This is a genomic window from Vibrio sp. 10N.222.52.B7, assembly GCF_041474275.1.
In the GTDB taxonomy this organism is placed as follows: domain Bacteria; phylum Pseudomonadota; class Gammaproteobacteria; order Enterobacterales; family Vibrionaceae; genus Vibrio; species Vibrio crassostreae_C.
The window spans coordinates 99,951-119,484 of sequence record NZ_JBFRTU010000019.1; the positions used below are offsets into that span (position 1 = coordinate 99,951).

19 protein-coding genes, 1 riboswitch and 1 other annotated feature are annotated in these 19,534 nt (G+C 44.4%); of the genes, 7 read left to right on the top strand and 12 right to left on the bottom strand.

Going from position 1 to position 19,534, the window contains the following annotated elements:
• Positions 1-340: 340 nt before the first annotated feature.
• The gene (locus AB4512_RS07665; protein WP_081228765.1) at positions 341-1,648 is read right to left on the bottom strand and encodes an ATPase; all 1,308 of its coding nucleotides are present in this window, start codon (positions 1,646-1,648) and stop codon (positions 341-343) included.
• 257 nt (positions 1,649-1,905) lie between these two features.
• On the opposite strand from AB4512_RS07665, the gene AB4512_RS07670 reads away from it, so the two are divergent.
• The 3 genes from AB4512_RS07670 to AB4512_RS07680 all read left to right on the top strand — a co-directional run bounded on the left by AB4512_RS07670 (position 1,906) and on the right by AB4512_RS07680 (position 3,763).
• A complete protein-coding gene (locus AB4512_RS07670; RefSeq protein WP_017060280.1) occupies positions 1,906-2,136 on the top strand; it encodes a TIGR02647 family protein in 231 nt (76 codons plus the stop codon).
• Positions 2,137-2,250: 114 nt separating this feature from the next.
• The gene (locus tag AB4512_RS07675) at positions 2,251-3,105 is read left to right on the top strand and encodes an NAD(P)H-binding protein (protein WP_017060279.1); all 855 of its coding nucleotides are present in this window, start codon (positions 2,251-2,253) and stop codon (positions 3,103-3,105) included.
• Positions 3,098-3,763: a YdcF family protein gene (locus AB4512_RS07680; protein ID WP_032545711.1), complete on the top strand. Its 666-nt coding sequence runs from the start codon at positions 3,098-3,100 to the stop codon at positions 3,761-3,763. Before AB4512_RS07675 ends, AB4512_RS07680 begins: the two co-directional genes overlap by 8 nt.
• A 149-nt stretch (positions 3,764-3,912) precedes the next feature.
• On the opposite strand, the gene AB4512_RS07685 is transcribed toward AB4512_RS07680, so the two are convergent.
• Both AB4512_RS07685 and cysS read right to left on the bottom strand, forming a co-directional pair.
• The gene (locus tag AB4512_RS07685; protein WP_017060277.1) at positions 3,913-4,491 is read right to left on the bottom strand and encodes a thymidine kinase; all 579 of its coding nucleotides are present in this window, start codon (positions 4,489-4,491) and stop codon (positions 3,913-3,915) included.
• Positions 4,492-4,589: 98 nt separating this feature from the next.
• Positions 4,590-5,975, bottom strand: coding sequence for a cysteine--tRNA ligase (cysS, locus tag AB4512_RS07690; protein WP_017060276.1), 1,386 nt, complete (start codon positions 5,973-5,975; stop codon positions 4,590-4,592).
• A 189-nt stretch (positions 5,976-6,164) separates the two neighbouring features.
• On the opposite strand from cysS, the gene AB4512_RS07695 reads away from it, so the two are divergent.
• The 4 genes from AB4512_RS07695 (at position 6,165) to AB4512_RS07710 (ending at position 9,461) form a co-directional block, all read left to right on the top strand.
• Positions 6,165-6,659 carry a peptidylprolyl isomerase gene (locus AB4512_RS07695; RefSeq protein WP_017060275.1) on the top strand — a complete coding sequence of 165 codons (495 nt, stop codon included), beginning with the start codon at positions 6,165-6,167 and terminating at the stop codon, positions 6,657-6,659.
• Positions 6,660-6,736: 77 nt separating this feature from the next.
• Positions 6,737-7,471: a UDP-2,3-diacylglucosamine diphosphatase gene (lpxH, locus tag AB4512_RS07700; protein WP_017060274.1), complete on the top strand. Its 735-nt coding sequence runs from the start codon at positions 6,737-6,739 to the stop codon at positions 7,469-7,471.
• Between the two features lie 123 nt (positions 7,472-7,594).
• Positions 7,595-8,812 carry an EAL and HDOD domain-containing protein gene (locus tag AB4512_RS07705; RefSeq protein WP_372174710.1) on the top strand — a complete coding sequence of 406 codons (1,218 nt, stop codon included), beginning with the start codon at positions 7,595-7,597 and terminating at the stop codon, positions 8,810-8,812.
• A 136-nt stretch (positions 8,813-8,948) separates the two neighbouring features.
• Positions 8,949-9,461 (top strand): YchJ family protein, encoded by a 513-nt coding sequence (locus AB4512_RS07710; protein ID WP_372174712.1) that lies wholly within the window; start codon positions 8,949-8,951, stop codon positions 9,459-9,461.
• A 265-nt stretch (positions 9,462-9,726) separates the two neighbouring features.
• Here the strand turns inward: AB4512_RS07710 and hisIE are convergent, their stop codons facing one another.
• The 9 genes from hisIE to AB4512_RS07755 form a co-directional block, all read right to left on the bottom strand.
• Positions 9,727-10,377 (bottom strand): bifunctional phosphoribosyl-AMP cyclohydrolase/phosphoribosyl-ATP diphosphatase HisIE, encoded by a 651-nt coding sequence (hisIE, locus tag AB4512_RS07715; RefSeq protein ID WP_017060271.1) that lies wholly within the window; start codon positions 10,375-10,377, stop codon positions 9,727-9,729.
• On the bottom strand, positions 10,374-11,147 hold the full coding sequence (gene hisF / locus AB4512_RS07720) for an imidazole glycerol phosphate synthase subunit HisF (protein WP_017060270.1): 774 nt from the start codon (positions 11,145-11,147) through the stop codon (positions 10,374-10,376). Before hisF ends, hisIE begins: the two co-directional genes overlap by 4 nt.
• Complete coding sequence (gene hisA / locus AB4512_RS07725; protein ID WP_012604374.1) at positions 11,129-11,866, bottom strand: 1-(5-phosphoribosyl)-5-[(5-phosphoribosylamino)methylideneamino]imidazole-4-carboxamide isomerase; 738 nt, start codon at positions 11,864-11,866, stop codon at positions 11,129-11,131. The genes hisF and hisA overlap by 19 nt, the downstream gene beginning before the upstream one ends.
• A 43-nt stretch (positions 11,867-11,909) precedes the next feature.
• Positions 11,910-12,524 (bottom strand): imidazole glycerol phosphate synthase subunit HisH, encoded by a 615-nt coding sequence (hisH, locus tag AB4512_RS07730; RefSeq protein WP_017060268.1) that lies wholly within the window; start codon positions 12,522-12,524, stop codon positions 11,910-11,912.
• 9 nt (positions 12,525-12,533) lie between these two features.
• Positions 12,534-13,622, bottom strand: a complete 1,089-nt coding sequence (gene hisB, locus AB4512_RS07735) for a bifunctional histidinol-phosphatase/imidazoleglycerol-phosphate dehydratase HisB (protein ID WP_017060267.1) — start codon at positions 13,620-13,622, stop codon at positions 12,534-12,536.
• Positions 13,623-13,753: 131 nt separating this feature from the next.
• Positions 13,754-14,794 carry a histidinol-phosphate transaminase gene (gene hisC / locus AB4512_RS07740; protein WP_017060266.1) on the bottom strand — a complete coding sequence of 347 codons (1,041 nt, stop codon included), beginning with the start codon at positions 14,792-14,794 and terminating at the stop codon, positions 13,754-13,756.
• Between the two features lie 9 nt (positions 14,795-14,803).
• On the bottom strand, positions 14,804-16,105 hold the full coding sequence (gene hisD, locus AB4512_RS07745) for a histidinol dehydrogenase (RefSeq protein ID WP_017065318.1): 1,302 nt from the start codon (positions 16,103-16,105) through the stop codon (positions 14,804-14,806).
• Positions 16,105-17,001 (bottom strand): ATP phosphoribosyltransferase, encoded by an 897-nt coding sequence (hisG, locus tag AB4512_RS07750; RefSeq protein ID WP_017060264.1) that lies wholly within the window; start codon positions 16,999-17,001, stop codon positions 16,105-16,107. The genes hisD and hisG overlap by 1 nt, the downstream gene beginning before the upstream one ends.
• Before the next feature lie 53 nt (positions 17,002-17,054).
• Positions 17,055-17,190 (bottom strand) — a sequence feature (His leader region).
• A gap of 190 nt (positions 17,191-17,380) precedes the next feature.
• Positions 17,381-18,973, bottom strand: coding sequence for a Na+/H+ antiporter NhaC family protein (locus tag AB4512_RS07755; RefSeq protein ID WP_017060263.1), 1,593 nt, complete (start codon positions 18,971-18,973; stop codon positions 17,381-17,383).
• Positions 18,974-19,085: 112 nt separating this feature from the next.
• A riboswitch (Lysine riboswitch) is annotated at positions 19,086-19,263 on the bottom strand.
• Between the last annotated feature and the right edge of the window lie 271 nt (positions 19,264-19,534).

A 19,534-nucleotide genomic window follows, 5' to 3' on the forward strand; every position in this document is an offset into this window, starting at 1 on the left:
GTCGTCGGGAGCGCGATAATCCTCTCTTTCATTTCTGAATTCAAGAGCTATTTTAGGCACAAAATAGCTCTCACAGCCTTGTTGAAAGCAAATAGTCCGAGTTATTCCAAATTCATACGACTTTAGTAGTAAAAAGAAAACTCTGCTGAATGATTAGTTATCAGCATAGAAAATAACACACCTATAAATATCAACAAGTTACGTTAAAACCAAAAGAATAACGTACACTAAAATGGCTCACAGAGCGCTTTTATTTCTAGATTTTGACATAGATCAACAGAACGTAAAAAAGCGCCCTAAGGCGCTTTTAACTCAATCACAAATAAAGAAATTAGTGATGCTAAACCGAAGGTTCAATCACTTCTTCTGATGATTGTTCTAGGGTTGAATCCTCTAGAGTAGATTCAACAGCCGGGGACATCACACCAGAGTCACTTTCGTTGGCCACTTTGCCACCTAAGCTTTTCAAACTATCCACTAACTCTTCTAAGCTTTTAATGTGAGCATCACTCTTGGTAATCTGCTCACCGAGCAACTCACTGTGCTTGGTTGCTTCAGACAGTTGCTGCGCTTGCTTCTGGTTTTCAGACTCCAGCTTAGCCAATTGCTCAGTCAAAGTTTCAATCTCTGACTTTAAAAGCCCTGTCATATCAGAGCTTTTTAACGCCTTAACACTCGCTACTATCTTCTGTGATTGCTGACGTAAACCAACATCACGGTAATCTTCATCATTAACGATTTGTGAAATGCTCAGTAGCTGGTTCTCGGCATTCAAAACCGACTGTTCGAACTGGTCGCCTTTTACGCTCGCCAGCACTTTGACTTCATGAGCGACACTGCGCACGTGGTTCAATTCAAACTCTGCAGCGTGAACCGCGTCTTCAATGATCGACTTTTCACGAGGGCTAGCTTTCACTTGGCTTTCGGCCAACGCAATTTGAGATGCTGCCTTAGCAAAGGTAAGCGGAGCAACGTCATCAAAATCTTCATCTTCCAAGAACTCTAATTCGTTCTTCAAAGGTTCGATGTATTTCTTATGCGCCACTTTAACTTCTAATAAGCGAGCATTGTTAAGAAATTCCACCTGCGCTTCTTGAGCGTCTTCAAGCTCATCGACCAGCACATACTCGAACAACTCGCTGTATTCTGAATACAAGCGTTTGTAGCTCGAGGTAAACATGGTATCTGCGCCAAGAAACTTCAGGTAATCCATTTGGACAATCGAATCAGCGAGTACTCGGTCAGCCTTCTTCTTTAACACTAAGATTGAGTCATAGTTTGATTTGATCAAAGCGATTTTTTCATCGAAGGCTTCAGCGTAAGTTAGGCTCGAAAAAATGGAGTAACTCTTGGTTATCCGAGTTTCGTCTTTCAGTAAGTCCGCATAAATGCTTTCAGCATCATCCCATGCGTCTAATAGTTCATTGTAATTCTCTGGTGCATAGAGAGACAATTGAGCATGGTCTTCAAGCTTAACTTCCCATTCGGAGTAAACGCTTTGGACAGACTGAAATGAACGGACCTCTATTGTCGATTCATTATTGTTGTTTGTGGTTTGGTTCGCGTCTGTCTGCTCTGAGGGTGTGCTTTGACAACCTGAGATAGCAAATAGCATACTGATCATTAATGCTACTTTGTTCGCTCTCACTTATGCATATCCTTTTAATACAATATTCGCTCAATGCAAATTATTTCTAGTCACAATATATTACAACCACTTAGCAATAAACATCACTGATGATTTAAGTGGGTGTAAATCACCCAATATAACCAAAATAAACTCATCACTCGATGATTAATCAATCAATTTGGTATCACTTATCAATTCTCTTTATTTGCTATTGCCTGAGCCGAGAATGCGCACTAAGGTGAAGGTAGAGAACGTTATGAATATATAGGTTAATTATGAAGTACAACGCTGAACATATTGCTGATTTAAACCTCCTTCTTCAATTTGATGTAAGTAGTGCAGCTACTGGAATTAAAGTTCATCAAGAGGCTGCTCAAGAAACTCAAGACGCTGTTAAGCGCCTATTCGAAAAAAACCTTTGTACTCAGCCAGACGGCGGTTACCTAACAGATGAAGGTATCGAGATGGCAGAGCGCGCAGACAAGCTTCTTCGCGTACTAAACTAAAGCTCCATTGTTCTAGTAAAAACTCCACTTGCTTCGGCCGTGGAGTTTTTTCATTTTTGGGCAAAGCTTTGTTAGGCTTATTGTAAATTCGTCATTTGCAGTTGTGAGGAACACATGGCTTCTATATTTATTGTCGGTGCAGGATGGGTAGGTGCACCTTTATCTGAACATTTAGAAAAACATGGTAACCGAGTAGTGGTCACGAAAACGACCCAAGCGGGAGCAGATGCCATTGGTAGCGAACAAATTCCATGTGAAGTGTTTAGCTTTGATTCATCCGATCCACAACAGACTATCGGGCGACTCTATTCATTGTTACTCGAAAACAACACTGAAATTGTGATTGGCAGCTTCCCTCCTGGCTTTAGAAAAGGAGCAGGACAAGAGTATGCCGACTACTGGCAGCAACTCACCAATGCATGCCAAAAGGCCAACATTAAAAAGCTCATTATGGTTAGTTCAACTACGGTATACCCAACTAAGCCGGGTGTGCTGAACGAGCTGGATGCATCACTCCCCCTTTCGACCTCAGATAACGAGCACGCGTCTTTATTTTCCGATAACGCACGAATCATGCTGCAAGCTGAACAGTCAGTGATTGATTCCGGTATCGACTACACCATTCTTCGCTTTAGTGGCTTAATCGGCCCAAGCCGTCACCCATCACGCTTCGCAAGCAAGTTAAAACAAGTCAGCACTCAAGCTCCAGCCAACATGCTGCACCTTGATGATGCAATTGGTGCTGTCGATTTCGCTATCAGTCAACTGCACAATGAAATAGTTAACGTGACCACACCAAATACAGTCAGTAAGGCGGAGTTTTATGCCGCGGCACTGAAAAGCGCCAACAGCAGTGAGCCTCTGCCCGCTGTTGTTGATACCCCAGACAAGTTAATCTCTTCGAAGAAGATTCTCGACTTAGGTTATTCATTTAAATTCGAATCCACACTGGACGCACTTCATGACTGAACAATCTATTGCTAACAAAAATCCCAACATAAAACTGCATCGCTCAGTCGACACCCTTTGGAACTTTATGTCGATGGGTCACAAGGTTACGCCTTCCGACTGTATCTTTGTATTGTGTAGCAACGATACTCGCGTAGCTGAATATGCAGCCGAGCTTTATCACCAACAGATCGCGCCTTACATCGTTTTTTCTGGCGGTGTGGGACGCTTTACCGAAAGAAGCTTTGAACGCTCAGAAGCAGAAACATTCGCTTCTATCGCACGAGATTGTGGCGTGCCTGACTCTGACATTATCATAGAGAAACACGCAACAAATACTGGGGAAAATGTACGATTCACTCATGAGTTGCTGACAGAAAAAGGGTTATCGCCGAAGAGGCTAACCTTAGTTCAGAAGCCCTTCATGGAGAAACGTACCTACGCAACCTTCAGTAAACAATGGCCTGACGAAACTTCCGAGATTACCGTGACGTCGCGATGGCAAACTTGGGATGATTACTTTAACGAAGAGTTGCCGTTAGATATGGTGTTAGGCGCATTAATTGCTGATTACGAGCGAATCAAATCCTACCCAGAGAAAGGCTTTCAGATTGAGATGCCGATCCCCGACGACGTTGACCACGCCTATCAAGCATTGAAGAAGCTCGGTTTCGAATAAGCAAAAGTTAGACTTTGAACAAAGTAAAAGCTCGGCAGGAAATAAAATAAAAGCTCGGCTTGGAAGAAAGCAAAACACAGGCCCAATAAACAAAAACGGTGACACTTGGTCACCGTTTTTCGTTCTTTCGCGTTAGCAAATAGAGCTGCTTATTTACCTAACGCTTCTTTGTAGTGCAGACGGCAAACAGAAACGTATTTGTCGTTACCGCCAATAGCCACTTGGTCGCCCTCAGCAATCGCCACACCGTGCTCGTCGGTACGAATTACCATGTTCGCTTTACGGCCACAGTGACAAATTGTTTTAAGCTCAACAAGTTTATCTGCCCAAGACAGTAAGTAACGGCTACCCTCAAACAGTTCACCCAGGAAATCGGTACGTAGGCCGTAACAAAGTACAGGGATGTGCAGCTTATCAACCACTTCTGTTAATTGGTACACCTGCTCCTTCGATAAAAATTGGCACTCATCGATCAAAACACAATGACGCTTTTCTTCCTCATTGAGCTTTTTGATCGCATCAAACATGTTGGTGTCATTTTTAAACAGCTGAGCTTCAGATTGCAGACCAATTCGTGAGCTCACTTTACCGATACCATAGCGATCGTCCAAAGCTGCCGTAAAGATTACTGGCGTCATGCCACGTTCTTGGTAGTTGAATGAAGATTGAAGAAGCGTTGTTGATTTACCCGCATTCATTGCCGAGTAATAAAAATACATCTGAGCCACAGAAATATTCCTGTTAATTAAAAGTTGAAGATAGAAAAGGTGAAAATAGAGAATTCGTGCTAGAAAAAAGGGCTGAAAATCAGCCCTTTTTATAAGATTTACTTACGACGCCAAGTCGTACCTTCTGGGCCATCTTCCAGAACAATACCCAACTCGTTTAGCTTATCACGTGCAAGGTCGGCATTTGCCCAATCCTTTGAAGCACGAGAGTCGTTACGCAGTTTGATCAACGCTTCGATTTCAGCCACTTCGTCGTCGTTACCTGCCGCATCACCTTGTAGGAAGGCTTCTGGCTCTTGGTGAAGAATACCGATGATGTCTGCTAGTTCACGCATCAATGCACCCAGTCCGCTTGCTTTTTCAATGCTTTCAGGCTTGATACGGTTGATTTCACGAGCCATTTCAAACAGTACTGAATAAGCTTCAGGTGTGTTGAAATCATCGTTCATCGCTGTAGAGAATCGAGTCACGTACTCTTCGCCACCGGCAGGAGCGGCTGTAAGGTCTAGGCCACGAAGTGACGTGTATAGACGCTCTAGTGATGCGCGAGCTTGGTTTAGGTTATCTTCGCTGTAGTTTAGCTGGCTACGGTAGTGACCAGACATTAGGAAGTAACGTACCGTTTCAGCATCGTAATGTGCTAGCACGTCACGGATAGTGAAGAAGTTACCTAGTGACTTAGACATCTTCTCTTTGTCTACCATCACCATACCACTGTGCATCCAAGTATTTACATACTGAGTGCCGTGCGCGCAGCAAGACTGTGCGATTTCGTTTTCGTGGTGAGGGAACTGCAGATCTGAACCACCACCGTGGATATCGAAGTGGTTACCAAGAATAGACGAGTTCATTGCTGAACATTCGATGTGCCAACCTGGACGACCCGGGCCCCATGGCGATTCCCATGTAGGTTCACCTGGCTTAGACATCTTCCAAAGAACGAAGTCTAGTGGGCTGCGTTTTGCAGATTCAACATCAACGCGAGCACCCGCTTGAAGCTGATCAAGGTCTTGCTTTGAAAGCTTACCGTATTCGTCGAATTTCTTTACTTCAAACATCACGTCGCCGTTGCTTGCAACGTATGCGAAACCACGTTCAATCAGCTTTTCAACAAGCTCGATGATTTCAGTGATGTATTCTGTCGCACGAGGCTCAACATCTGGACGCTTCATGTTCAATGCATCAAAGTCAGCGTGCATCTCACCGATTAAACGCTCAGTCAGAGAGTCACAAGACTCACCGTTTTCGTTAGCGCGCTTGATGATTTTGTCATCGATATCTGTGATGTTACGAACGAAATTCAAATCGTAACCAAGGTAACGAAGGTAACGAGTTACTACGTCGAAAGAAACGAACGTACGACCATGACCAATATGACAGAGATCGTATATGGTTACCCCACAGACATACATGCCGACTTTGCCAGCTGTAATTGGTTTGAATTCCTCTTTCTGTCTTGTGAGCGTGTTATATATCTTCAGCATGATCTCTATCTATTTTATGGATTAATCAAAATAAGCTCGCAGTATAACAAGTCATACCTTAATAGGTAATCCCTAAAAGCAGGAATTACCTCAAACATCCGAGTTAAGTTAATGATTTGGTGATTTGAAAGTCTGCCAACATGCGCTAGAATTCGAACTTCATATTAAAAAGACAGTAAGGTAACAATCATGATCATCCTTCACACAAATTTTGGTGATATCAAAGTTCAACTTAACGAAGAAAAAGCACCAGAAACAAGCGCAAACTTTCTACAGTATTGCCGTGACGGTTTCTACGACAACACACTATTCCACCGTGTTATCGATGGTTTCATGATTCAAGGCGGCGGCATGACTTCTGGCCTTAAAGAAAAGGCAACTCGTGCAACGATCAAGAACGAAGCAAACAACGGTCTAGCGAACAAAGTTGGTACGCTAGCAATGGCTCGTACTATGGAACCGCATTCAGCGAGCTCTCAGTTCTTCATCAACGTTAACGACAACTCTTTCCTAAACTTCCGTAGCGAAAGCCTAGACGGTTGGGGCTACTGTGTATTCGCAGAAGTTGTTGAAGGCATGGACATCGTAAACAAGATTAAAGGTGTTAGCACTGGTTCTATGGGTATGCACCAAGATGTACCTCTAGAAGAAGTGATCATCACTGGTACTACAATCGAAGCTTAATTCATCGCTTTCGGTTAGTATTGATGAGCCGATAAAATCAGGATATAGGGAGCGAATCGCTCCCTTTTTTTAGACCTATGAAAACATATTTTATATCAGATCTGCACCTTTCTCCGTCACGAGAAGACATCACAGACTGCTTCTTAACCTTTATGAAGAAAGAAGCCGTAGAAGCGGATGCACTTTACGTATTAGGTGACCTTTTCGAATTCTGGATTGGTGACGATGATAAGAGTGAATTCGCGACTTCTATCCGCCAAGCGTTTATCGACTTAGTGAAAACAGGCGTGCCTTGTTACTTTACTCAAGGGAACCGCGACTTCTTAGTCGGCAAAAAATTTGCTAAGCAAACGGGCGTACAACTTCTCGACGAAGTTTCTACGATCGATATCTACGGGCAAAAAGCGGTAGTATTGCATGGAGATACCCTATGTACTGAAGATGTAAAGTACCTCGCCTTTCGCGAAAAAGTGCATCAGCCATGGTTACAATGGGTCTTCAACCGAATTCCATTTTTCATCAAGAAGAAAATTGTTTCAAAGGTTCAATCAGATATCAAAGATGACAAGCAGACCAAGTCTCTCGACATCATGGATGTGACACAGCAAGAAGTCGAAGATGTGATGGAACGAAACAATGTCGATCTGATGATCCACGGCCATACTCACCGCCCAGACATCCATACATTCAATGCTAACAATTGCACTAAAACCCGTATCGTACTTGGCGATTGGTATACGCAAGGCTCAGTGCTGGTGTTCACGCCGCAAAGTTTTGAACTACAGAATCGAGCGTTTAGCAATAGCTTTTAACATCACGCTTAAACTTTCACTTTGATTATTATTGTCGGTCAGACTTTCTTAGAAAGTGTATGGTAATTTCTAGTGAATTAGCTATTATCTCTCTACCAGAAATAAACCGAACACAGTACCAAGTTGAAATATTCATACGTAGCGCGTCAACCAATACTCGACACAGGCAAGAAAACCATAGGTTACGAGTTGCTATTCAGGGATGGTCCTAAGAACACTTTCCCTGAAGTAGAGCCGGAGCTCGCTACTAGCCGTTTGCTTTCCGATCACTTCTTATCGACCCACTATAATACGTTGGGTGATAAGCTTGGGTTCGTGAACTTCCCATATGCAAGCCTAATCAACTTAGTCCCTACTCTGTTCCCCAAAGAAAGCCTCGTTGTTGAGGTTCTTGAAGACTGCGAACCAACAGACGAATTACTTGAAGCAATCAAAACCATCTTTGACGCGGGTTATACCATTGCGCTAGACGACTTTGTGCCAAGTAAAGCTTGGAAGCGCTTCTTACCCTACGTTTCAATTATCAAGTTCGATATCCGTTTGACGCCAATTGCCAAAGCAGCGATGTTTATGAACTCTCTCAAAGGGCTAGATATCAAGTTCCTTGCTGAGAAAGTAGAAACGTACGAAGAATACCAAGAAGCGAAAAAAGCAGGCTTCACCTACTTTCAAGGTTATTTCTTTAGCAAGCCAGAGATGATCCAAACGCGTGCGCTCAACCCGGCATTCCTGACGACCGTTCAGCTGTTAAAAGAGATTGCGCACGACCCTATCGACTTTGGTGAAGTAGAGCGTTTGATTACGCTCGATGTGACCATGTCGTATAAGCTACTTACCTACGTAAACTCCGCTGGCGGTTCACCAACAACGATTCGTTCATTCCGCCAAGCGCTTATTTACCTTGGTGAACAGAAACTGCGTAAGTTCGTTTCACTGGTGGCTATCGCATCCGCGAAAGAAGATAAGCCGGACTCACTTTATGGCTTAGCGGTAATACGCGCACGTCAGTGTGAACTCTTGGTTGAGAAGATGAATGTTAAGGTTGAGCCTGGACAAGCCTTTTTGACCGGTATGTTCTCTCTGTTGGACTCACTCTTTGACCAACCATTGAAACAAGTACTCGATTCAGTGCCGATCGACATCGAGATCAAACAAGCCTTGATTCAACGTAAAGGTGTGTTAGGTGCTGTATTGGCGATGGTGATTGCGTATGAGCAAGCTCGTTGGGAAGAAGCGACTCGTATTCGCCAGCTTCTCAAACTGAGTGAAGCTCAACTTGGTCAAGCTTATGACGAAGCGACGACTTGGGCTCAAGAGCTATTGTCTCCAGCCTTGAAATAGTAAACTTCGCGCTAACACTTTGATAATTTCAATAACTTCAACAGAAACTAAACTTTGGTGAGCGATCGTTTCTTGGTAAACTCCCACGCATTCACTTATGGCCTCTTAATAGAGGCCATTTTTACAGGATCTGACTATGTCTTTATGCCCATGCGGTAGCAAAAATACTTACCAACAGTGCTGTGAATCAGCGCACCTTCACCACAGTGCTGTTGAAACGCCTGAACAGTTGATGCGCTCTCGTTATTCAGCGCACGTGTTTGGTTTAGTTGACTATGTTGTTGCGACTTACCACCCTAGCTGCAACGCAGAAGCGCAAAGAGAAGGTATTGCCGAATCTATCAACAGTGATTGGGCAGGACTAGAAGTCATCGATACTGCGGTAGGCTCGCACCAAGACGAAGGCTTTGTTGAGTTTAAAGCTTACTTCAATGAAGAAGGCGCACAATACTGCATGCAAGAACGCTCTCGCTTTATACGTGAAGACGGTCTTTGGTACTACATTGATGGTACCTTCCCAGAGCAGGAACAAACTACACAACCAGAAATTGACCCACGCTTAAATCAAACCGTTGAGAGCTTTAAAATCGGCCGTAATGATCCGTGTATTTGTGGCAGTGGTAAGAAATACAAGAAGTGCTGCGGGTAACTCGTTCGACTAAGAAGTCAGATTAAGAGAAGAGATTCCTGATGTCGCTTAGGCTCCTCGGAATGACGCAAAGTCAGAGGTTAGAAAAGTGACGTAGGGCTTAGAAATCTTGAAATCTTGAAATCTTGAAATCTTGAAATCTTGAAATCTTGAAATCTTGAAATCTTGAAAATTAAAAAACTAAAAAACTAAAAAGCCCCGTAAACATGTTTGTTTGCGGGGCTTTTGTCTGTCTTTTACGCGGTTCTATTAATCTAAAGAGAGCTTACTTATGACGCTCTTTCAGCTTGTTTACCACATCATCCATCGATAAGCCTTGGTCTTGAAGAAGAACCATTAGGTGGTAAATCAAATCTGCTGATTCACACACTAACTCCGCCTTATCGCCCGACGTCGCCGCAAGCGCGACTTCAACGCCTTCTTCGCCCACTTTTTGCGAAATACGCTTGGTGCCACGGGCATATAGACTGGCAGTATAAGAAGATTCAGGATCGGCGTCCTTGCGGGCAGCCAATAGCTGCTCAAGCTGATGAAGCCACACCATCTGAGACTCTTCTTGCTTGTCTCCATCCCAACACGTTGTTGTACCTGTGTGGCACGTTGGACCAATGGGATTAACTTTAACCAGTAAGGTGTCGCTGTCACAGTCCAAGGCGATGTTTTGCAGTTGCAATACATTGCCCGACGTTTCACCTTTCGTCCAAAGACGCTCTTTTGTGCGAGAGAAAAACGTCACATTGCCAGTTTCACCCGTTTTCTCAAGTGCGGCTGGGTTCATGTATCCCATCATTAGCACTTGGCTTGACTGGTAATCTTGAACAATCGCTGGCACTAAGCCATCTACTTTTTCCCAGTTAATACGCTCTGACAATGCGCCTACTTCTGTTTTTGATAAGCTTACGGGTTCAAAACTCATAGTCGCACCTCTACATCTTGTTGTTTTAAATACTGTTTAAGTTCACCAATATTGATGACTTGTTTGTGGAATACCGAAGCCGCAAGTGCTCCATCCACGTTGGTCTTTTTATAAGCTTCAGCAAAGTGCTCCATTGCACCAGCGCCACCAGAGGCAATCAATGGCACATTACACACTTCACGCACCATGTTTAACTGATCGATATCATAGCCGTTACGAACGCCATCTTGGTTCATCATGTTTAACACAATCTCACCTGCGCCACGCTTCTGTACTTCCTGCACCCAATCTTTGGTTTCCCATTTGGTTGCTTTAGTACGCGCTTCATCGCCTGTAAATTGGTAAACCTGATATTTACCGGTTTCTTTGTCGAAGTATGAATCGATACCGACAACGATACACTGAACGCCAAACTTATCAGCAAGGTCAGTAATCAGCTGTGGATTAGCCAATGCCGGTGAGTTGATTGACACTTTATCCGCACCAAACTCAAGAATGCGCGCTGCATCTTCTGCTGATTTAATACCACCAGCGACACAGAAAGGGATATCGATCACTTCAGCTACGCGTTTCACCCAGCTTTTATCGACCACACGGCCATCACTTGATGCGGTGATGTCATAAAATACCAATTCATCGGCGCCCTCTTCTGCATAGCGTTGTGCTAGCGGAACGATGTCACCAATAATTTCGTGGTTACGGAACTGAACGCCCTTAACCACTTGTCCGTCACGGACATCCAAACAAGGGATTATTCGCTTTGCCAACATGCAAATGCCTCCTCTGCGGTAAACTTGCCATCAAGTAGCGCACGACCCACAATCACACCCGCAACACCGCTGCCTTTAAGCGCTTCGATATCAGCTAGGCTGCCAATGCCGCCCGATGATTGGAATTGCACTTGTGGGTACTGCTTACAAAGATCAACATAGAGCTCTACGTTTGATCCTTCTAGCGTGCCGTCACGTGAAATATCGGTACACAGCACGTGTTTAAGGCCAACCGTGAGGTAGTCTTCAATCAGCGCTTCAATAGTCACACCTGAATCTTCTTGCCAACCTGAAATCGCCACTTTACGTGTGCCGCTTTCATCAATGTTGATGTCTAGAGCCAGCACGATTTTTTCCGCGCCATACTTCTCCATCCAACCTTTCACCAACTCAGGTTGCTTAACGGCTGTAGAACCAACCACAACGCGCTGTGCGCCAGCTTCTAGCAGATCAACGACATCTTGTTCGTTACGCACGCCACCACCAATCTGGATGTTCGCAGGCGTGCTAGCAAGGAGCTTAGCAATCAAGTCTAACTGACGAGCCGTTGTGTCTTTTGCGCCCGTTAAGTCAACAAGGTGCAGCCAGCCAGCGCCAGCTTGGTGGTACAGATTAAACTGCTCTGCTGGGTCTACTTTGTATTCTGTTACTTGCCCGTAGTCTCCTTGGAATAAGCGAACTACTTGGCCTTCAATTAAATCTAACGCGGGAATAATCATTTACATTCCTTATATGGCAACGTTAGCCGCTGCCTAATCCTTATTACAATTCCAAGAAGTTCTGAATCAGCTTAGAGCCAGCTTTCGAAGATCGCTCTGGGTGGAACTGAACACCATAATAATTGCCACTTTGAACCGCCGCAGTGAACGGATTACCGTAATCACATTGTGCGATTGTGTAGTCGCCCACTGGCATTGCGAAGCTATGAACAAAGTAGAAGTATTCGCCTTCTTCAATGTCTTTAAATAGCGGGTGATTAGGCGTTGCTGTTACTGTGTTCCAACCCATGTGTGGTAATGGTAAGTCGCCCGTTTCAAGTAAACGAACTTCGCCATCACACAAACCTAGGCATTCAACTAACTCATCAGCCTTTTGACCTTTCTCTTGAGACAGTTTGCCTAACAGCTGCATACCTAAACAGATACCCAGCAGAGGCTTCTCAACTTGCTTGACAAGGGTAACAAGGTCACGCTCTTGCAGGTTCTTCATTGCCTCACTTGCTGTACCTACACCGGGTAGGAATAGCTTGTCGGCAGCAAGAACAACTTCTGGTTCTTTTGAAATTTCAACTGCGTAGCCCAGACGTTCAATCGCAAACTTCACCGATGAAACGTTGGCACAACCAGTATCAATAATAACGACTTTTTGCTCTTTCATACCGAACCCTTACAGAACGCCTTTGCTGCTTGGTAACTCGTTACCTTCAACTTTGATTGCTTGGCGAAGAGTACGGCCAAACGCTTTGAACAGGCTCTCAATGATGTGGTGATCATTATTGCCATCAGAAGAAAGGTGTAGCGTACAAGCCAATGTATCAGTTAGAGAACGGAAGAAGTGAACCACCATCTCGGTTGAAAGATCACCCACTTGCTCACGGCTGAACTTAGCATCGAACTTCAGGTATGGACGACCAGAAAGGTCTAACGCACACTGAGCCAAACACTCATCCATTGGTAGGCTGAAACCAAAACGGCCAATACCACGTTTGTCGCCTAGTGCATCTTTCAATGCTTGGCCTAAAGCCAGAGCGGTATCTTCGACTGTGTGGTGATCATCAATGTGCAGGTCGCCCTTCACAGTCAGGTTCATTTGGAAACCACCGTGTGTCGCGATTTGATCAAGCATGTGGTCGAAGAAACCCATGCCGGTATCGATCTTGTTGCCACCGGTTTCATCAAGGTTTACTGCAACCTTGATATCGGTTTCTTTAGTAGTACGAACTACTTCAGCAATACGCGCATTAACCGTCAGATCTTTAACGATTTGTGGCCAGTTAAGCGTGCCTTCAGTTTCCGCATCCGGGCCATATTGAATACCGCGGATAGCCATGTTCTCTGCCAGTTGAAGATCCGTCATTCGGTCGCCAATCACAACAGAGTGTTGGAAATCGACTTTACCGCCTTGTAGGTACTCTTTAACCATACCCAGTTTAGGCTTACGGCAAGAGCAGTTGTCTTCGTCAAAGTGAGGGCAAATAAGCACGTCGTCAAACTTAACGCCTTGAGATTCGAAGAACTCCATCATCATATTGTGTGGTGCATCGAAATCTTCTTGTGGGTAGCTATCGGTACCTAGACCATCTTGGTTAGTCACCATCACTAGACGGTAACCAGCGTCTTGCAGTGCAAGTAGGCTAGGAATTACTCGCGGTTCGAATTTTAGCTTGTCTAAACGATCTACTTGAAAGTCAACTGGCGGCTCTACAATTAAGGTGCCGTCACGGTCTATAAAAAGTATTTTCTGTTGTTTACTCACTTGAACTTCCTTTTAATTTTAAATCTGGTGGCCTAGCTAAAATCAAACGCTAACCCAAAATATTGGTTTCACTTGCCAATCTGCGATTAATCAACTCAAACTGGCAAATGTTATTACTGGTAAGCCTTTCGTTACTGATAAAAGTTACGAATGAATCCAAGTGTCTTTTCGCACTCTTCGCGGTTACCAATACTAATACGAACACAGTCTTCAATAGGTGAATTACGCAAAATAATGCCCGTATCCCAAGCCGCTTTAAATAACTCATCGCCGTTCGGGAATTTCACCAGTAAGTAGTTACCCCAGCCATCAAAAACCGTCACTTGAGGCATACCTAATAGACCCGCCTGCAAATACGCTCGGTTAGCACTTAAATCCAGAACTTGGAACTTAGCTCGCGCGAGTCCTTGCTCTGAAAGTGCTTGAACGGCAATGTCAGCAACAGGGATTGGCACTGGATAAGGAGCAATCACTTTCAACAGTACATCGATAAGCTCTTTGTTCGCTAGCGTAAAGCCACAACGTAAGCCCGCCAGAGCAAAGGCCTTCGACAAGGTGCGCAGAATCGCTAGGTTTGGATATTGCTCAAGCAAATCAACGGTTGACGCTTCTGGACAAAAATCGATATACGCTTCATCCATCACCACAATCGCTTTGTCTTGTGTCATTTCAAGCAACTTGATGATGTCTTTGCGATCAACCAAATTACCGGTTGGGTTATTTGGGCTACAAACAAACACCACTTTTACGTTGTCGAGCTGAGCTTCGATAGCTGGAAGATCCAATTGCCATTCAGAAGTCAGAGGCACAACCTTACGCTCAACACCAATCGTCTCTGCACTGATTGCGTACATACCGTAAGTGGGTGGGCAGTAAAGAATAGCGTCTTCGTTCGGCTCACAGAAAGCACGAATCAGTAATTCAATACCTTCGTCAGCACCACGCGTTGTCAGAGTTTGCTCTGATTTCACGCCTGCGTATTGAGCGTAAGCATCAATCAGCTCTTTTGGCTGACATTCGCTGTAACGGTTAAGACGAGACAAGTTCAGGTTGTACTCGTTATCAAACGGAGATTCGTTGGCGTTTAGCCATACATCACCAGTACCGCCTATGCGTCTTGCAGACAAGTAAGGTGTTAGAGCCTGAACTTGTTTTCTTGCTAACTTTTCCATGCCCTACCCTTATTTCGCTTTATTTAACTTTTCAACTCGGATAGTCACAGCGCGTTTGTGTGCATCCAAACCTTCGGCTTCCGCCATTGTTACTACTGTTGGCGCTAGGCCTTTCAACCCATCGGCTGTTAGCTCCTGCACCGTCATTCGCTTAGAGAAATCAGCCAAACCTAGGCTTGAATACGTCTTGGTATAACCGTAAGTCGGAAGAACGTGGTTTGTGCCGGATGCGTAGTCACCTGCAGATTCTGGAGACCAGTCACCAAGGAAAATTGAGCCTGCATTATCTAGCAATGGCAGCAATTCACGTGGGTTCTTGGTTTGAACGATCAAGTGCTCAGGACCGTAGAAATTCGAAATCGCAATCGCTTGAGTGATCGATTCAGCAATGATGATTAAGCTTGAAGCCAATGCTTGCTGAGCGATGTTCGCACGAGACAGTTCTTTCAGTTGCTTTTGAACCGCTTCTGTTACTTGGTCTGCAACCACTGGAGATGGAGTTACCAATACTACTTGAGAGTCAGGCCCGTGTTCCGCTTGGCTCAACAAATCCGCTGCAATGAAGTCTGCATCAGCCGTTTCATCAGCAATCACTAACACTTCAGATGGGCCAGCTGGCATATCAATAGCTGCTCCGCGGAAGTCATTACTCACTTGGCGCTTTGCTTCCGTAACGTAGGCATTACCTGGGCCGAAGATCTTATCGACTTTAGCCACACTCTCGGTACCGTAAGCCATTGCTGCAACCGCTTGACCACCACCAACGTTGTAAACTTCGTCGATCTTACAAAGCTTAGCGACATACAAGATTTCATCAGCGATTGGCGGAGGTGAACAAAGCACAACCTTACGACAACCTGCGATTTGAGCAGGAACACCTAACATAAGAACCGTTGACGGTAGTGGCGCACTGCCACCGGGAATATAAAGGCCAACAGTATTAATCGCGCGCGTCACTTGCTCACACACAACACCAGGCTGTGTCTCAACCTTAATTGGCTGCGGCTTTTGAGCTTCGTGAAACTTAGCAATGTTGCTATAAGCTTGCTCTAACGCTTGCTTCATCTCTGGTGTTAGACGAGCACACGCCTCTTCAATCTCACCCGAACTGACTCGGATAGATTCTGGAGTTACACCATCAAACTTTGCAGTCAGCTTTTTAAGCGCGGCATCGCCTTCATTTCGTACTTTTGCAATAACATCAGAAACAGTCGCTGTGATGTTTGCACCTTCAGTAATAGCTGGACGCTCTAATACCGAGTCTTGCTGTGATTCACTTAAAGATTGCCAAACAACGGTTCTCATCGTCACTACCCCATCATTTTTTCGATTGGTAATACTAGAATCGAGCTTGCACCCAACTCTTTCAGCTGTTCCATTGTTTCCCAGAACAAGTTCTCTGTACTTACTAGGTGCACGGCAACTTTGTCTTTGTCTGTAGATAGAGGAAGAACCGTTGGATCTTCAGCACCAGGCAGTAGTGCTTTGATTTGCTCTAGTTGAGAGGTTGGCGCGTGAAGCATGATGTACTTCGACTCTTTCGCTTGTTGAACACCCTGCATACGAGTCAGTAGTTTTTCAATCAGTGCGGTCTTGTCTGCGTCGAAGTCGCCAACACGTTGAATCAGTGTTGCTTTCGATTGGAAGATAGCTTCTGCTTCTTTTAGGCCGTTCGCTTCAAGCGTTGCACCTGTAGAAACTAAATCAGCGATAGCGTCTGCAAGGCCAGCGCGAGGCGCGACTTCAACCGAACCTGTTAGCATACAAGTGCTGAACTCAACACCCTGCTCGTCCATGTAGGCTTTAAGTAGTTGTGGGTAGGTTGTCGCAATACGTTTGCCCGCTAAGTCTTGTGGGCCGTTGTATTCTTCGTCTTTATTAATAGCGATTGAAAGGCGGCAACCACCGAAGTCTAAACGACGTAGTGTGCGGAACTCTGAAGGCTCTTTAAGAGCAACACGATCTAGACGAACTTCTTCTAGTTCATTTTCACCGATGAAACCAAGGTCAACTACACCATCCATGATAAGACCTGGGATGTCGTCATCACGAACGAGTAACAAGTCGATTGGCATATTTAGTGAGTGAACCACTAGGCGCTCACCCATGATATTAAATTTAACACCACATTTTTTAAGTAGGTCTTGGCACTCTTTACTTAAGCGACCTTTCTTTTGAATTGCGATTCTTAGGCGTTGTGTCTGCATTGCTGTATCCCTGTGCAAATGTTTGAATTTATTGATTATTTAAAATCGCTAAAACTAAAAAACCCTCGGGGACTTTGTCATCCCGAGGGTTTAAATCTAAATTCTTTTGACTTAACCTCCGGGAGTAATCTTGCTCCCGGGTATACGTAAATCTCCCCGAAAGACTAGATAGGGTGATGATGGTGATGAATGTTCATTACTAATTTACGCATACTTATCAGCTCTTAGGTTGTTTGCTGTCTTGTCTCCACACTAACTAAGCTGACATCCTTTTTCAACCATTTATTCGAACTTTTTTCACGAAACTTAAAATTAAATTAACAGGCACAAAAAAGGGAGGCAAACGCCTCCCTGATAGTTTACTGATTAACTTTCAATTTTAGCTTTTGCACGTCGCCATTTTGCAGCGAGAGAAGTAAGCCAATGCAAAACATACAGCAACAAACGTTAGAGACGCTGCGCCAAATGCGATGCCAATTGAAGATGTCATACCTAGAGTGATGAAACCAATGCACGATACGAACGCTACAGACAACGCGTATGGAAGCTGAGTCGAGACGTGGTCGATGTGGTTACAACGAGCACCAGTAGAAGACAGAATCGTCGTATCTGAGATTGGAGAACAGTGGTCACCAAATACTGCACCCGCTAGAACCGCACTTAGCATTGGAAGAATCAGTGCGATATCCGATGCTGCAGCCATATCACCCGCGATTGGTAGCATGATACCGAACGTACCCCAAGATGTACCTGTAGAGAACGCCATAACGCCCGCTAGAAGGAACAACATAACCGGTAACCAGTGGTAATCAATGCTGCCTGTTACTAGAGACGATAGGTAAGAACCCGTTTTCATGTCGCCGATAACAGAACCGATAGTCCATGCAAACACAAGAATCAGAATCGCGCCAAACATAGAGCTAGCACCGATCCACATTGTTCTTGCGATATCAGTCATAGATAGCTTTTGCTTGAATACTGTCGCTAGTGCTACTAGTAAGCCAATAACACCACCGTAAACAAGAGACTTACCTACATCCGTGTTTTCGAATGCGCCTAGAAGGTTGAATGCTTGGCCATCAGCAGCCAGCGCTTGGCCGCCTGTGTAAAGCATTGCAGCCACTGTCGCTACAATTAGCGATACGATTGGCATAACAAGATCAGAAACTGAACCGTTTTCGCTCTCTTCGATATCTAACTCTTCGTTTAGATCGTGAGCTTGCTTTTGATCGTTGTCACCTTCAAAGCCACGGCCTTGAGATGCTTCGATCTCATGCTCACGCATCTTACCAACGTCTAGACCGAACCATGCTACTGCGAACACCATTAGTAGTGCGAATACAGCGTAGAAGTTCATTGGGATAAGACGAACGTAAGCACCCAGTGCAGAATACTCTGTCACACCGTGTGTCACTAAGATGCCACCAATGATCGTGATGATGTAAGCACCCCAGCTAGAAGCAGGCATGATCACACACATAGGAGCAGCAGTTGAATCTAGGATATAAGCAAGCTTAGCGCGAGATACATAGAAGCGGTCTGTTACAGGACGAGAGATAGCACCAACCGCTAGGCTGTTAAAGTAGTCATCAACAAAGATGAATACACCTAAGAAAGCAGCAAGTAGTTTTGAACCACGTTTGCTCTTAACGCGAGACTGTGCCCACTCCGCGAATGCGCGAGTACCGCCAGACAGTGTTAATAATGCCGTTGTCATTCCAAGAATAATTAGGAATGCAATGATGCTCATGTTCCAAGTGTTGATGCCACCATCTTCGATGAAAACACCAGATGCTTTAGTAAACACGTAGCTAGCTGCGTTACCTACTGAGTAATCAGCAAGTAGAATCGCACCCATGATGATACCGACACCCAAAGAAACCAATACACGGCGGGTAACAATAGCAAGGCTCAAAGCCACAAGGGGCGGAAGCAAAGATAAAGGTGATGTTGCAAAATCTATTAAATTCATGATCTTCAAAAACCAGTTTTTTATTTGGCTAGAGATCTACTGCAGACAAACTTGATACGGCTGACCAAGCTCATGTTGAACTAAGCGAAAGGGAAGTGAACACTTCACCCAACCCTACAGTAGCGCTCCATAGTTTAAAATTAAGACTATGGCAGTGTTGTACCTATTGAGCACAACCCCAGCAAATTGCTTAGATATACAATTTACTTCGGCAATTACACCTTTCATTCCCGTTCATTGGCATCACCCCAACGGAAGTTACTTTTTATAATTGCACCTCTACGTGCGATAACATTATTAACCGTGTAAACCAGAGTTTAACAACAAATTAACCAACACCTCGCATCAGGTAGCCGCAATTGTACTCATCAAGAGCAACAATGCAACATATCATTCCGAGAAAAATAGCTTTTTGTTAATGAACTAATCAATAGAAGAATAGTCTACATAAGTTGACTACTCCACCTGTCACATATCATTTTTTAAGATATTCTTAATAATTATTATAAATTCAATAGAAATACTGCTCTGAATTTTCAACTATTCATCTCACTTTTATAT

Coding starts and splice junctions, on each gene's coding strand:
- AB4512_RS07670 (WP_017060280.1), top strand. CDS start 1,906: ATGAAGTACAACGCTGAACATATTGCTGATTTAAACCTCCTTCTTCAA.
- AB4512_RS07675 (WP_017060279.1), top strand. CDS start 2,251: ATGGCTTCTATATTTATTGTCGGTGCAGGATGGGTAGGTGCACCTTTA.
- AB4512_RS07680 (WP_032545711.1), top strand. CDS start 3,098: ATGACTGAACAATCTATTGCTAACAAAAATCCCAACATAAAACTGCAT.
- cysS (WP_017060276.1), bottom strand. CDS start 5,975: ATGCTGAAGATATATAACACGCTCACAAGACAGAAAGAGGAATTCAAA.
- AB4512_RS07695 (WP_017060275.1), top strand. CDS start 6,165: ATGATCATCCTTCACACAAATTTTGGTGATATCAAAGTTCAACTTAAC.
- lpxH (WP_017060274.1), top strand. CDS start 6,737: ATGAAAACATATTTTATATCAGATCTGCACCTTTCTCCGTCACGAGAA.
- AB4512_RS07710 (WP_372174712.1), top strand. CDS start 8,949: ATGTCTTTATGCCCATGCGGTAGCAAAAATACTTACCAACAGTGCTGT.
- hisIE (WP_017060271.1), bottom strand. CDS start 10,377: ATGAGTTTTGAACCCGTAAGCTTATCAAAAACAGAAGTAGGCGCATTG.
- hisF (WP_017060270.1), bottom strand. CDS start 11,147: ATGTTGGCAAAGCGAATAATCCCTTGTTTGGATGTCCGTGACGGACAA.
- hisA (WP_012604374.1), bottom strand. CDS start 11,866: ATGATTATTCCCGCGTTAGATTTAATTGAAGGCCAAGTAGTTCGCTTA.
- hisH (WP_017060268.1), bottom strand. CDS start 12,524: ATGAAAGAGCAAAAAGTCGTTATTATTGATACTGGTTGTGCCAACGTT.
- hisC (WP_017060266.1), bottom strand. CDS start 14,794: ATGGAAAAGTTAGCAAGAAAACAAGTTCAGGCTCTAACACCTTACTTG.
- hisG (WP_017060264.1), bottom strand. CDS start 17,001: ATGCAGACACAACGCCTAAGAATCGCAATTCAAAAGAAAGGTCGCTTA.
- AB4512_RS07755 (WP_017060263.1), bottom strand. CDS start 18,973: ATGAATTTAATAGATTTTGCAACATCACCTTTATCTTTGCTTCCGCCC.